This window comes from Arthrobacter horti, assembly GCF_030731045.1.
Lineage (GTDB): Bacteria > Actinomycetota > Actinomycetes > Actinomycetales > Micrococcaceae > Arthrobacter_E > Arthrobacter_E nanjingensis.
The window spans coordinates 1-13,326 of record NZ_JAVALS010000002.1; the positions used below are offsets into that span (position 1 = coordinate 1).

Genomic DNA, 13,326 nt, shown 5'->3' on the forward strand with positions numbered 1-13,326 from the left:
GACAGATCACCACGAACTGGAAACAAGCCCTCGCCCAACTCGCCCTGGCCTACCCCGACCGAATCCAGCCCTACCTCTAGAAACCCGGCAACGCCCCGCTTACACAAACAACTTGACAGGCTCCGACTGGCGTCTGATGCTGCCGAACGGGCACGCCTCGTGTTGGAATGGGAACTGTCCTGGGAGCTGGCAACAGACCGTTTCCGCGAGGCCCCAGGACGGGCAGACGGCAGTCATAGCGGAGACGGACCACTTCGCAATCTGCACGGCGCACAGCATCCGCGCACCGCCCCGTTTCCGCTGCCTCCGTCGGCCGAGCCACGCTACGGCGCCTGGTCCCGCGCCCTCGACCTTCCCGCCCGGCTACCGGTCTCCGCTCTGGACAAGCGGGAGAGGCTTCCCCTGCTCATCGAGGCATGGCGGAACGGCCTTCGCCAGTTTGTCGTGCTTCCCTACCGGACACCACACGTGGAACTCCTGGGCCCGGGAACCATCCACATCGACTCGACGTCCTTCGGCGACCCCGATGCATTCTGCGCTGCGCTTTCCCTCTTCAACCATCAGCCCTAGCCTGGCGTCGGCGCCACCACCCCTACGGCGCCACCACCCCTACGCCGCCACCTCCCTACGGCACCAGCTCCCGTGCCACTTCCTCGAGCGCGCTCCGCACCGCCCTGATCGCCGGCCGGCCCACGCTCGCGGCCCGAGCCGAGGTGAACACCGTCCGGTGCGGCGAGTCCGCGAGTTCCACCAGCCGCACGGTCGACGGCTGACGCCCCACCCAGATCAGGTCCGGCAGCAGTGCCACCGCATGCCCGGACTCCACCAGGCTGATGTGTGCCTGCAGATCGGCCGTCTCGTACCGCACATCCGGTTCGAACCCGGCGGACCGGCACGCCTGCTCCGCCCAGTGCCTGGTCGCCGCCCCCCGCGGTTCCATCACCCACGGCAACTCCGCCGCATCCGTGAGCCGTTCCAAGGCACTCTCCGGCGGCACCGCCAGCCGGATCGCGTCCTCCACCAGCCTCATCCGGTCCAGCCCCGGCAAGTGCGGCGCCGCGTGATGCGGGTACTGCTCCGCCACCACCAGGTCGAAGCCGTGTGCCCACGTCTCGTGCAGCGCCGTCTCCGGTTCGTACTGCACCATCTCGATCCGCAGCGCCGGATGCCTTTCCCGCAGCGCCTTCAGCGTCGCCGGCAGCAGCGCCAGCATCGCACTCTGGAACACGGCCATCCGCACGGTCCCGCGGATCTCGTCCTGGCTCGCCGCCACCGCGGCCTCCGCCCGTTCGAACGCGTCCAGCAGCTCGCCCGTGTGCTCCACCAGCAGCTGCGCCTGCGGCGTCAGCAGCACCCTCCGGCCCGATTTCCGCATCAGCTCCACCCCCACCTCCTTCTCCAGGAGCGCCAGCTGCTGAGATACCGACGACGGGCTGTACGCGAGGGCGTCCGCCACCCCCGCCAGCGTGCCGCGGATGCTCAGCTCACGGAGCAGTCGGAGCCTGCGGATCTCCAGCATGGGGACCTCCCGATCGGGGTGCGGAAGCACCCGGGCAACAGTTCATAAAAGCTGATGCATATCCTACGGAAAAGATCGCTTTTCCTAATCTTCTCCCGGGCGCATACTTTTTTCAGATCCATCCGGGGACCCCGGAAATCCCCCTTCTTCACAAGGAGCACGCATGAGCGCCCCCGCACGTCTCGAACTGCCGTCCGTCAGGCCCCAGGACCTGGCCACGGAGGCCATCGCCCTGGTGCGCCGCTGGCTCGAGGAAGGCGCCAAGGTCCCCGTGGACGCCTCCGCCGCACAGCTCGCCGGCGTCCTGAAGGACCCCAACGGTCTCGCCTTCACCGTCGGGTTCGTGGACGGCGTCGTCCGCCCCGAGGACCTGAGCGTCGCCGCCCGCAACCTCAAGGCCCTGGCTCCCAAGGTCCCCGCCTTCCTGCCCTGGTACATGAAGTCCGCCGTCGCCCTCGGCGGCTCCCTCGCCCCGGTGCTGCCCGGCGTCGTCATCCCCGTCGCCCGCCGCGTGCTGCGCGAGATGGTCGGCCACCTGATCGTGGACGCCACGGACGCCAAGCTCGGTGCTTCCATCGCCAAGATCAAGCGCGACGGCATCCACCTCAACGTCAACCTCCTCGGCGAGGCCATCCTCGGCCAGAACGAGGCCTCCCGCCGCCTGGAGGGCACCCGCAAGCTCCTCGCCCGCGACGACGTCGACTACGTCTCCATCAAGGTCTCCTCCACGGTCGCCCCGCACAACCACTGGGCCTTCGACGAGGCCGTGGAGCACATCATCGAGAAGCTCGCCCCGCTCTACCGCCTGGCCGCGACGTCCAACCCCCGCAAGTTCATCAACCTGGACATGGAGGAGTACAAGGACCTCGAGCTGACCATCGCGGTCTTCACCCGCCTGCTGGAGCGCCCCGAGTTCAAGAACCTGGAAGCCGGCATCGTGCTCCAGGCCTACCTGCCGGATGCCCTGAGCGCCATGATCCGCCTCCAGGAGTGGTCCGCCGCCCGCGTCGCCGACGGTGGCGCCCCCATCAAGGTCCGCATCGTCAAGGGCGCCAACCTGCCCATGGAGCAGGTCGACGCCGATCTGCACGGCTGGCCGCTGGCCACCTGGGGCACCAAGCAGGACTCGGACACCTCCTACAAGTCGGTCATCGACTACGCCCTCACCCCGGAGCGCATCGGAAACGTGCGCATCGGCGTCGCCGGGCACAACCTGTTCGACGTCGCGCTGGCGCACCTTCTCGCGGAAGCCCGCGGTGTGAAGGAGGGCCTGGAGTTCGAGATGCTGCTCGGCATGGCCACCGGTCAGGCGGAAGCGGTCAAGCAGACCGTCGGCTCCCTGCTCCTCTACACCCCCGTGGTACACCCGGGTGAATTCGATGTGGCCATCGCCTACCTGATCCGCCGCCTCGAGGAAGGCGCCAGCCAGGAGAACTTCATGTCCGCCGTGTTCGAGCTGGACAAGAACGAGGCCCTCTTCGAGCGCGAGAAGAACCGCTTCCTCGCCTCCCTGAACGCCCTCACGGACGCCGTCCCCGGCCCCCACCGCGTGCAGGACCGCACCGCGTTCCAGGAAACGGAGGTGTCCGGCTTCGAGAACACCCCGGACACCGATCCGGACCTGCCCGCCAACCGCACCTGGGGCCGCGCCATCCTGGAGCGCGTGCCCGGCACCGCCCTCGGCCTGGCGACCGCGGACTCCCACGTGCTGAACACCGCGGAAGAGCTCGACGCCGTCATCGCCACCGCCGTCGCCCGCGGTGCCGAATGGGGCGCCCTCACGGGAGCCCAGCGTGCCGAGGTCCTGCACCGCGCCGGTGTGCGTCTGGAGGCCCGCCGTGCCGAGCTGCTCGAGGTCATGGCCGCCGAGTGCGGCAAGACCCTGGACCAGGGAGACCCTGAGGTTTCCGAGGCCATCGACTTCGCGCACTACTACGCGGAGCTCGCCAAGGAACTCGACGACGTCGACGGCGCCACCTTCGTGCCGTCCAAGCTGACCGTCGTGACCCCGCCGTGGAACTTCCCGGTCGCCATCCCGGCCGGCTCCACTCTCGCGTCGCTGGCCGCCGGCTCCGCCGTCGTCATCAAGCCCGCCAAGCAGGCCCGCCGCTCCGGCGCCGTCATGGTCGAGGCCCTCTGGGAGGCCTTCGACGAGGCCGGCATCGACCGCAGCGTGCTGCAGTACGTCCAGCTGGCCGACCGTGAGCTCGGCACGCAGCTGGTGTCCCACCCCGCCGTCGACCGTCTGATCCTCACCGGCGGCTACGAGACCGCCGAGCTGTTCCGCAGCTTCCGCAAGGACCTGCCGCTCCTGGCCGAGACCAGTGGCAAGAACGCCATCATCGTCACCCCGTCCGCTGACCTGGACCTCGCCGCCAAGGACGTCGTCCAGTCCGCCTTCGGCCACGCCGGCCAGAAGTGCTCCGCCGCCTCCCTGGTGGTGCTGGTGGGCTCCGTGGCGAAGTCCCGCCGCTTCAACCAGCAGCTCGAAGACGCCGCCCGCTCCCTGAAGGTCGGCTACCCGGTGGACCCCCAGACCCAGATGGGCCCGGTCATCGAGCCCGCCCAGGGCAAGCTCCTGCGCGGCCTCACCACCCTCGGCGACGGTGAGCAGTGGGTCCTGAAGCCCCAGCAGCTGGACGAGTCCGGCAAGCTGTGGAGCCCGGGCGTCCGCACCGGTGTCAAGCGCGGCAGCGAGTACCACCAGACCGAGTACTTCGGCCCGATCCTGGGCGTCATGACCGCGGAGACCCTGGAAGAGGCCGTGGCGATGGTCAACGAGATCGACTACGGCCTGACCTCCGGCCTGCACTCCCTGGACAAGGGCGAGCTGGACTACTGGCTGCAGAACATCCACGCCGGCAACCTCTACGTGAACCGCGGCATCACGGGCGCCATCGTCCGCCGCCAGCCGTTCGGCGGCTGGAAGAAGTCCGCCGTGGGCGCGGGCACCAAGGCCGGCGGCCCCAACTACCTGGTGGGTCTGGGCTCCTGGAAGGACGCCGCGGTCACGGCCGCCGGCTCCCCGGCGATGGCTGCGCAGGGCCTCCTGAATGCCGCACGCACCGCCGGACTCGGTTCCGAGGACCTCGCCTGGCTGGAGGGCGCCCTCGCCTCCGACGCCCAGGCCTGGACCACCGAGTTCGGTGCCAACCGCGACGCCTCCGGCCTGACCGCCGAGCGCAATGTTTTCCGGTACCACGCCGTCCCGGCCACCATCCGCTTCGAGGGTGAGGCCTCCGGCCGCGGCCTGGCCGAGGTGCTCCGCATCGCGGCCGCCGCCGCCACGGCGTGGGGTGGAAAGACCCCGCAGGGCACCGTGGTGAGCTCCCGCGAGACGCTGCCCGCCGCCGTCGTGCAGGCTCTGAGCGCCGCCGGCCTGCAGGCCGCCACCGAGGACGACGCCGCGTGGGCCGCCCGCGTCGGCCGCCTCGCCGCCAAGACCGGCCCGGACTCCGCCGCCCGCATCCGTCTGATCGGCGCCGAGGTGCTGCCGACCGCGGAGGCCGCGAACGGCAAGCCCGATGTGGCGATCTACGCGAACGACGTCGTCGCTGCCGGCCGCGTGGAGCTGCTCACCTTCCTGAAGGAGCAGGCGGTCTCCATCACGGCGCACCGCTTCGGCACGCCGAACCACCTCTCGGATGAGCTGATCTAGCAGCTCCTCCCTCTCGCGAGACGACAAAAGATGCCGCTGACGGTCAACGTCGGCGGCATCTTTTGTCTTCTCGCGGAGGAACGAGGCGGGCTTACTTCTTCGGCAGGCCCGGCGGGTTCAGCTCGGAGTGCTGCACGGCCTCGGCGGTCAGGCCCCAGCGGTCCAGGATCTTGCCGTACGTGCCGTCCTGGATGAGGTCGTTGAGGGCGGCCTGCGCGGCCTTGGCGAAGCCGTTGCCCTTCTTGGTCCCGACCGCGATGTTCGCCTTGAGCGGCCATCCGCCGTCGAGCAGCCCCACCAGCTTCGTCTGCCCCGTGTTCGCAGCCTTGTACGCGGCCGTCGCGTTGGGACCGAGGGTCAGGTCCGCCCGCCCGGACTGCAGGGCCAGCGTGGACGCCGAGTCGTCGTCGTAATACTGGAACTGCACGGGCGGCAGGCCCGCCTTCTTGTTCTCCGCGTCCCACGCCAGGAGGATCGACTCCTGATTGGTGCCGGAGCCCACGATGATCTTCTTGCCGGCCACGTCGGCGGGCTTGCTGATGGAGGTGATGGGACTGTCGCTCTTGGCGTAGAAGCCCAGCTTGTCGCTGCGGTAACTGGCGAAGTCGAACTTCTCCTTGCGCGCCTCCGTCACGGTGACGTTGGAGATGACCGCCTCGTACTTGCCGGATTCGACGCCGAGCGGCCAGTTCTCCCAGCTGGTGGGCACGATGTCCGCCTTCAGCCCCAGCTTCTGGGCGACCGCGACGGCGATGTCCACCTCATTGCCCACGGGCGTCTTGCTGTCGCTCGCGTAGACGGCCAGCGGGGCTGCGTTGGGACTGACCGCGACCGTCAGCTTGCCGTCCGCCTTGACGGCGTCCGGGACCAGTGCCGCGGCGGCGGGGTCCTCGGTGACGGGGAAGCGGTCCTGCTGCGGGCTCAGGTTGAAGACCTTCCCGGCGACGGTGGCGGAGGGCGACGGCGCATTGTTGTTCCCGGCCGCGTTCGCGCCCGGATCGGAGCAGGCGCTGAGCCCCACGGCGGCGGTGGCCAGAAGGACGACGGCGGCCGCGGACGTTCGTGCAGAGCTCATGATGACCTTTCGTAGGAGTGCGTGTGCAGCCACTTTCCGGGGTGGGCGGACCGGCGGTCAAAGCGGCGCGACACGGTGCGAGACGCACGGAAACACGGGGAATCGGGACGTCATCCGGGGATGTGGGAGGGACTCCGGACGCCGCCGGAAGTCATGCCCGGACACACTGATCGGCCTCTGACCTGGAAAAACGAGTACCCACTACTCGGGTCTTTCAGGGAACGCTCAGTTTAGGCTGGGGCGACCGTGCAGCCGGGGGGCTGCCGGCACGATGGGGAGGCATCACCATGAATCACTCACGCGCATTTTCAGGGCGATCGTCCCTGCATGCAGCGGGCCGCCACCTGAGCGCGGCATTGGCAGCTGGAGCGCTGCTCATCACCACCGCGGGCATCGCCCAGGCGGATGACATCTACAACAACCTGGACAACACCATCGACTCCGTGGCCGAGGTCATGCCGCTGAATGCGGGCGGGGCCACGGGCAGTACCGTCCTGAACGTCAACCCGAGCAACGGCGACGGGAAGAACGGCTGCAATCTGACCGGCCAGACGACTCTCAAGCTGGACATCAAGTCGAGCTCGCCGGCTATCGCCTCGGTCAGCCCGTCCAGTGTCACGTTCACCTCATGTGACGACCCGAAGACCATCACGGTCACCCCGCTCACGGTGGGGTCCACCACGGTGAGCGCCACCCTGGTGTCCAGCACTGCGCAGGGAAGCTTCAACCTGGACCCGGCGACGTTCGTCGTCAACGTGACCGCCCCGGCGCCCTCCAACACGGCGCCGGCCGTGAGCATCACCGGTGTCACCACGGGCGCCTCCTACAACAAGGGCTCCGTACCCGCGGCGACGTGCAACGTCACCGACGCCGAGGACGGCCCCAGCACCTTCCCGGCCACGCTGAGCGCCATCACCGGCCCGGACTCCGCCAACGGCATCGGGTCCCAGACGGCGAGCTGCAGCTACACGGACCACGGCGGCCTGGTGGCCATGAGCTCCGTGACGTACAGCATCGTGGACTCCACGCCGCCCACCATCGACTACACCCTGACCCCGGCCACGCCCGACGGGAACAACGGCTGGTACCAGAGCGAAGTGAAGCTGCACTGGATCGTCTCCGAACCGGATTCCACCAGCACGCTCTCCACCACCGGCTGCGTGGATCAGGACGTCACCGCAGACCAGCAGTCCACCGACTACTCCTGCAGCGCCACCAGCAGCGGCGGCAGCGCGGGCCCGGTGACGGTGTCCCTGAAGAAGGACGGCACCGCGCCGAGCGTCGGCTACACCAGCGCCTCCGGCACCCTCGGGGAGAACGGCTGGTACGTCTCGGACGTGACCGCCACCTTCACCGGCACGGACGCCACGTCCGGCCCGGCCAGCGCCACCCAGACCGCCACGTCCAGCGGTGAGGGGTCCGCCGTCGTCGTCGACAGCCCCGCCTTCACCGACAACGCCGGCAACTCCAGCGCCGTGGGCGCCGCCGGCCAGAGCTTCAAGATCGACAAGACCGCCCCGACGGCCAGCTTCGATTCGACCCTGGGTGACGTCTACTTCGGCTACGTCCCGGCCGCCCCGAGCTGCACGTCCGCCGATGACCTGTCCGGCCCTAACGGCTGTGTGGTCACCGGCTATTCGACGGCTCTGGGCCACCACACCCTGACCGCCACCGCCAAGGACATGGCCGGGAACACGTCCGTCACCACGCAGGACTACACGGTTCTGGCCTGGACGCTGAAGGGCTTCTACCAGCCGGTGGACATGAACGGCGTGCTCAACACCGTCAAGGGCGGCAGCACCGTCCCGGCGAAGTTCCAGGTGTTCGCCGGCCCCACGGAGCTGACCGATCCGTCGCTGCTGAGCTTCAGCGCCAGCAAGATCACCTGCTCCACCACGGCCACGCAGGACGCCATCGAGACCACCGCCACGGGCAACACCTCGCTGCGGTACGACGTCACGGGCGGCCAGTTCATCTACAACTGGAAGACCCCGACCACCACGGGCAGCTGCTACCGGCTGACCGTGACGGCGGCTGACGGCTCGAGCATTTCGGCCAACTTCAAGATCAAGTAAGGAAGAACGCCGACGACGGCGGGTGGCCGGGCGCGCATGCCCGGCCACCCGCCGTCGTATTTTTCAGCTTTCCGCCGCCGCCGTGTTCTCCCGCGCCAGGAATGCGGACAGCTCGCCGATGGTGCTCATCAGCGGGGCCGGGAAGACCACCGTGGTGTTCTTGTCCACGCCGATCTCCACCAGGGTCTGCAGATTACGAAGCTGCAGGGCGAGCGGGTGGGCCATCATGGTGTCCGAGGCGTCGCCGAGCTTCACGGCGGAGATGGCCTCGCCCTCGGCCGCGATGATCTTGGCACGCTTCTCACGCTCGGCCTCCGCCTGGCGGGCCATGGCGCGCTTCATGGTCTGCGGCAGCTGGATGTCCTTCAGCTCCACCAGGGTCACTTCGATGCCCCACGCCGTGGTGAGGACGTCCAGGATTTCGCGGATGTCCTCGTTGATGCGTTCCGTCTCGGAGAGCGTCTGATCCAGGGTGTGCCGGCCCACCACCTTGCGGAGGGTGGTCTGGGCGATCTGGTTGATGGCGGCCTCGACGTTCTCGATCGCCACCACGGATTTCACCGCATCCACCACGCGGTAATACGCGACGGCGGAGATGTCCACGCTGACGTTGTCCTGGGTGATGATGCCCTGGGACTGGATGGGCATGGTCACGATCCGAAGGCTCACCAGGCGCAGCCGGTCGATGACCGGGATGATGAACTGCAGCCCGGGCATCCGCACGCCCACCACCCGGCCGAGCCGGAACAGGACGCCTTGTTCGTACTGCTGCACGATCCGGATGGACATCCGCGCCAGGATGATCACCACAATGATGACGACGATCAGGATCAAGACCATTGGAACCATGGGGTCCATGCGGATCCCCTCCTTAGCTCGTGGGCCGCCCGGAACCTCTGACGGCCCGCGCAGCGCCTCCTTTCATTGTCTCCCCGACGGCTGGAAAAGGAGCTGGGGAGTGGCTGAGGAGAGCCGCCAGGAATGCCCGGCCACGCGCCGTCGTTGTCGCCAACATGACTCTGACGCTCTCCATCCTTGACCTCGCGACCATCGGCCCCGGCCAGAGTGTGAAGGAGAGCCTGGACGGCAGCGTCGAACTGGCGCGGCTGGCCGAACGGGCAGGGTACCGGCGCGTCTGGTACGCGGAGCACCACAACATGGCGAGCATCGCCTCCTCCGCCACGAGCGTGCTGATCGCGCACATCGCGGCGCACACGGAGAGCATCCGGCTGGGCGCCGGAGGCGTCATGCTGCCGAACCATTCACCGTTGACCATCGCCGAGCAGTTCGGCACCCTGGAGACCCTCCACCCGGGCCGGATCGACCTGGGTCTGGGCCGCGCGCCGGGCAGCGACCAGAACACCATGCGGGCGCTCCGCCGCGATCCGATGGCTGCGGACACCTTCCCTCAGGACGTCCAGGAGCTCCAGGGGTTCCTCGGCGAGAAGACCCTCATCCCCGGCGTTGAGGCCACGCCCGGCAAGGGGACGCGGGTGCCGCTGTACATCCTGGGGTCCTCCCTGTTCGGAGCCAAGCTGGCCGCGGCGCTCGGCCTGCCGTACGCCTTCGCCTCCCACTTCGCGCCGGCCGCCCTGCAGGATGCCGTGCGCATCTACCGGGAACAGTTCAAGCCGTCCGCGCAGCTGGCCGAGCCGTATGTGATCGCGGGCGTGAACGTGGTGGCCGCGGATTCGAACCAGATCGCCCAGGACCTGCTCCGCGACTCCCTGCGCCAGCGCGTTCAGACCTTCTTCGGCAAGGACCACGTGTTCACGCCGGAGGAGGCGGACATGGTGCTCGACTCGCCGCAGGGACATCATCTGCGCGAGATGGTGCGGTACTCGGCAGTGGGCGAGCCGGCCGCGGTGCTGGAGTACCTGGAAGGCTTCGCCCGGCACGCCGACGCCGACGAGCTGATCGTGGCGCACCAGGCGCCAGGCACAGAGGCGAAGCTGCGTTCGGCGGAACTGCTGGGGCAGGCGGCGCTGGTCTGAGTTCCCGGGCGGTCTCTCAGGCCGCCGTCGCCGCTCTCACTCCGGGGTCGCCGCCGCTGACGGACGACATGAACCCAACACGCTGGACTCTCCGGCCCTCCCCGGCGAAAGTGGAACCATGAGTTCCGACGCCGCCCTCGACGAGGGTACGGCGGCGGCCGCCGCACCCTCGGCCGCAAAAGCGGTGCGTCGTCGGCCGATGCCACTCGTCGCAGTGACCGTGCTCGGCGCCATGGCTCCCTTGTCTCTGGGCACCACCTACCTGGTGACCACGGATTTCCTGCCGGCGGGGCACCCGCTGTTCGCCGCCTTGGACCGCTCTCTCCCAGCCGGCCTGATCGCCCTGCTGCTCGGGAGGGCCTGGCCGCGTGGCGTGTGGTGGTTCCGGGCGATTCTCCTGGGCCTGCTGAACATCGGATTCTTCCTCCCGCTGCTTTTCATCTCGGCGGCTCGTCTGCCCGGCGGCGTGGCGGCAACGCTCTTCGCCGTCCAACCCCTGATGGTCGTGTTCCTTGCGGTGGCCGTACTGCGGGAGAAGCTGGTGTTCCAACGGCTCGCATGGGCCGTGATCGGAGCCGTGGGCGTGGCCTTGGTGGTGTTGGGGCGGTCCGCCGGGCTGGATGCCGTGGGGGTCCTCGCGGCCCTGGTGGGGACCGGATCGATGGCGTTGGGCGTGGTGCTGACGAAGAAGTGGGGAACGCCGAACGGGGTGCGGCCGATCGCCGTCGTCGGCTGGCAGCTCACGGCGGGCGGCCTGTTCCTGCTGCCGCTGACGCTGCTCTCCGAGGGCTTCCCGGCGGCCGTCGACGCGCGGGGGCTGGCCGGGTACCTGTGGGTCGGCGTGGTGTGCGGGCTGCTGTCCTACTCGCTATGGTTCTGGGCGATCGGGCGGCTGCCGGTGACGAGGGCGTCCCTGCTGGGATTCCTGTCCCCGCTCATGGCGGCAGGCCTCGGAGTGCTCGTCAAGAGGGAGACGTTCGGGCCGCTGCAGCTGGTGGGCCTGGTGCTCGCGTTCGGGGCGATGCTGCTGGGGCAGCGGGGTGGGAGGCGAACCGGAGTCTAGCCAGCTGCGGCAAGTCCCTGCCCTTACGGACATTCCCCAGCGCTCCAGCTCAGGGGAATGTCCACATGGGCGGGGGAGATCCGCTGCCCGGGGCCGTCGTCGTGCCGGGGCTCCGGGGTGATTCAGTGCAGCAGCGACGCGATCGCGATCATCGCCGGGACCGCGATGACGGTGGTGATGAGGACCGTGTCCTTGGCCACCGTCACGCCTTGTTGGTAGCGGTTGGCGGCCACGAACACGTTCTGTGCCGTGGGCAGGGCGCCGGCGATCGTGGCGGCGAACAGGGCGTGGCCGTCCAGGCCCAGGAGGAAGTGGGCGGTGAGGAAGGCCAGGAGCGGGTGCAGGACCAGCTTGAACGAGGACGCGATCAGGATGTCCGGACGCCGCCCGCCCGCCGCGGACAGGGGCCGGTTGCCGTTCAGGGACATGCCGAATGACATCAGCATGGCGGGGACCGCGGCGCCGCCGATGAAGTGGATTGGCTGCAGCACCAGGTCCGGCAGGCTCACCCGCAGCGCCGAGAGTGCCAGCGCGACGCCGGACGCGACGATCATCGGATTCCTCAGGATGATCAGGACGAACTTCACCACCACGTTCTGCCGTGCGCTGCGGCCGCCCAGGGTGGCGTCCAGGAGCAGGAAGTTCAGCGGGTTGTAGAACGCCAGCTGGAAGATCAGGAGCGGCGCCACGTAGCTCGCGTCGCCCAGGACGTAGACGGCGATCGGGATGCCGAGATTGGCGCTGTTCGCCTGGCTGGCGCTCATGGCGCCGATGATGCTCTCCGGCGTCTCGCGCTTGAGGACCAGGCGGCTGATCAACTGATACACGACGCCGACGGCGGTGCCGGAGATCGCGGCGACGGCCAGTTGCGGGCCCAGAACGTCCTCAAGGCGTGCCTTGGAGAGCGTCTCGAAGAGCAGCGCGGGGCTGGCGACGAAGAATGCCAGCCGGCTGAGCGTCTGGCCGGCGTTCTCACCCAGGATCTTCCGCCGGCCCACGAACCAGCCCACACCGATGATGGACCAGACCACGAAGAAACCGGCGAGAACACCCAACACGGTCCCACTCTAGGCGAGCGTCCGAGGGGTGGACTATTTAGTCTCACTATCCGAGCTCAGGGGGGCGTGCGCGGGATCTGATCGTTCCTCGCCTCCGCGGATTCGCAAAAAGCCTCAAGCGTGCCGCGGCATCGCCAGTGACGAAAATAGTCACATAGCAAAACACTACTTGTTATTAAGAGATCGATGTTAGATATTCGTCACCATGTCTCGTTACTAGGAGGAACTGTGGCTACTGACGAATATTGCTCGACGTGCAGGCATCCGTTCTCGGAAGGCGCGGCGTTCTGCGCCTTTTGTGGCAGTGCAAGGTTCGAACCGCCTACCGTGGACCAAAGTAACAACCGGGGAGGAACGAATATTCAGGCTGGTGGTGACGTTCACTTTGGGGATCAGGACCGATGGGACACCCGTCCCAGGGCTGTCATGGATCGGCGCCAACAGAAGAAGATATGGCCTGTTGATCTGCTTTCCGGGGTGTCAGGTCTCATCACCATCGTTTCCTTCCTTGGAATCGGGGCGATCCCGAATCTGACCGTTCCACTTGTGCTTCTCAGCTTGGCCTCGGCAGCAACTGCTTACTTCTCGTTGATGACATCGAATGGTCTCAGGACCCATGGGTCACATGTCCTTCCGCTAGGCATCGGCACCGTCGAACGCGCCCGTGATGGTTCGACTTGGCTGACGCAGCCCTCGGCAGAGTGCCCCTGGTGTCCCGAACACAACCCTGGTGACATGAGCGTTGTCAGCACACCAACCGGCCCGCAATGGGTCTGTTCCAATACCCCGAATCACCGCGACGGATTCGACGGTACTCAGTTGCCACCGCTTTTGCCGAGTGATGTCTGAACTGCAGGGTTGCGAAGCACGGAACTCGGCGCGCC

9 protein-coding genes are annotated in these 13,326 nt (G+C 68.0%); 5 read left to right on the forward strand and 4 right to left on the reverse strand.

Annotation, left to right across the window (positions count from 1 at the left end):
* Positions 1-625: 625 nt before the first annotated feature.
* Positions 626-1,519: a LysR substrate-binding domain-containing protein gene (locus Q9R02_RS03795; protein WP_305995331.1), complete on the reverse strand. Its 894-nt coding sequence runs from the start codon at positions 1,517-1,519 to the stop codon at positions 626-628.
* A gap of 163 nt (positions 1,520-1,682) precedes the next feature.
* On the opposite strand from Q9R02_RS03795, the gene Q9R02_RS03800 reads away from it, so the two are divergent.
* Positions 1,683-5,177: a bifunctional proline dehydrogenase/L-glutamate gamma-semialdehyde dehydrogenase gene (locus tag Q9R02_RS03800; protein WP_305995332.1), complete on the forward strand. Its 3,495-nt coding sequence runs from the start codon at positions 1,683-1,685 to the stop codon at positions 5,175-5,177.
* A gap of 91 nt (positions 5,178-5,268) precedes the next feature.
* On the opposite strand, the gene Q9R02_RS03805 is transcribed toward Q9R02_RS03800, so the two are convergent.
* Positions 5,269-6,252 (reverse strand): ABC transporter substrate-binding protein, encoded by a 984-nt coding sequence (locus Q9R02_RS03805; RefSeq protein WP_305995333.1) that lies wholly within the window; start codon positions 6,250-6,252, stop codon positions 5,269-5,271.
* Positions 6,253-6,539: 287 nt separating this feature from the next.
* On the opposite strand from Q9R02_RS03805, the gene Q9R02_RS03810 reads away from it, so the two are divergent.
* Entirely contained in the window at positions 6,540-8,327 is a 1,788-nt protein-coding gene (locus Q9R02_RS03810) for a PxKF domain-containing protein (RefSeq protein ID WP_305995334.1), read from the forward strand.
* A gap of 63 nt (positions 8,328-8,390) precedes the next feature.
* Here the strand turns inward: Q9R02_RS03810 and Q9R02_RS03815 are convergent, their stop codons facing one another.
* Entirely contained in the window at positions 8,391-9,176 is a 786-nt protein-coding gene (locus Q9R02_RS03815; protein WP_305995746.1) for a slipin family protein, read from the reverse strand.
* Positions 9,177-9,340: 164 nt separating this feature from the next.
* Here Q9R02_RS03815 and Q9R02_RS03820 point away from each other — a divergent pair, with 164 nt between their 5' ends.
* Together Q9R02_RS03820 and Q9R02_RS03825 are read left to right on the forward strand one after the other, a co-directional pair.
* Positions 9,341-10,321 (forward strand): LLM class flavin-dependent oxidoreductase, encoded by a 981-nt coding sequence (locus tag Q9R02_RS03820; protein WP_305995335.1) that lies wholly within the window; start codon positions 9,341-9,343, stop codon positions 10,319-10,321.
* 118 nt (positions 10,322-10,439) lie between these two features.
* Positions 10,440-11,384 carry a DMT family transporter gene (locus tag Q9R02_RS03825; protein WP_305995336.1) on the forward strand — a complete coding sequence of 315 codons (945 nt, stop codon included), beginning with the start codon at positions 10,440-10,442 and terminating at the stop codon, positions 11,382-11,384.
* 122 nt (positions 11,385-11,506) lie between these two features.
* Here the strand turns inward: Q9R02_RS03825 and Q9R02_RS03830 are convergent, their stop codons facing one another.
* Positions 11,507-12,442, reverse strand: coding sequence for an AEC family transporter (locus Q9R02_RS03830; protein WP_305995337.1), 936 nt, complete (start codon positions 12,440-12,442; stop codon positions 11,507-11,509).
* Between the two features lie 228 nt (positions 12,443-12,670).
* On the opposite strand from Q9R02_RS03830, the gene Q9R02_RS03835 reads away from it, so the two are divergent.
* Complete coding sequence (locus tag Q9R02_RS03835) at positions 12,671-13,291, forward strand: hypothetical protein (RefSeq protein WP_305995338.1); 621 nt, start codon at positions 12,671-12,673, stop codon at positions 13,289-13,291.
* Positions 13,292-13,326: the final 35 nt, after the last annotated feature.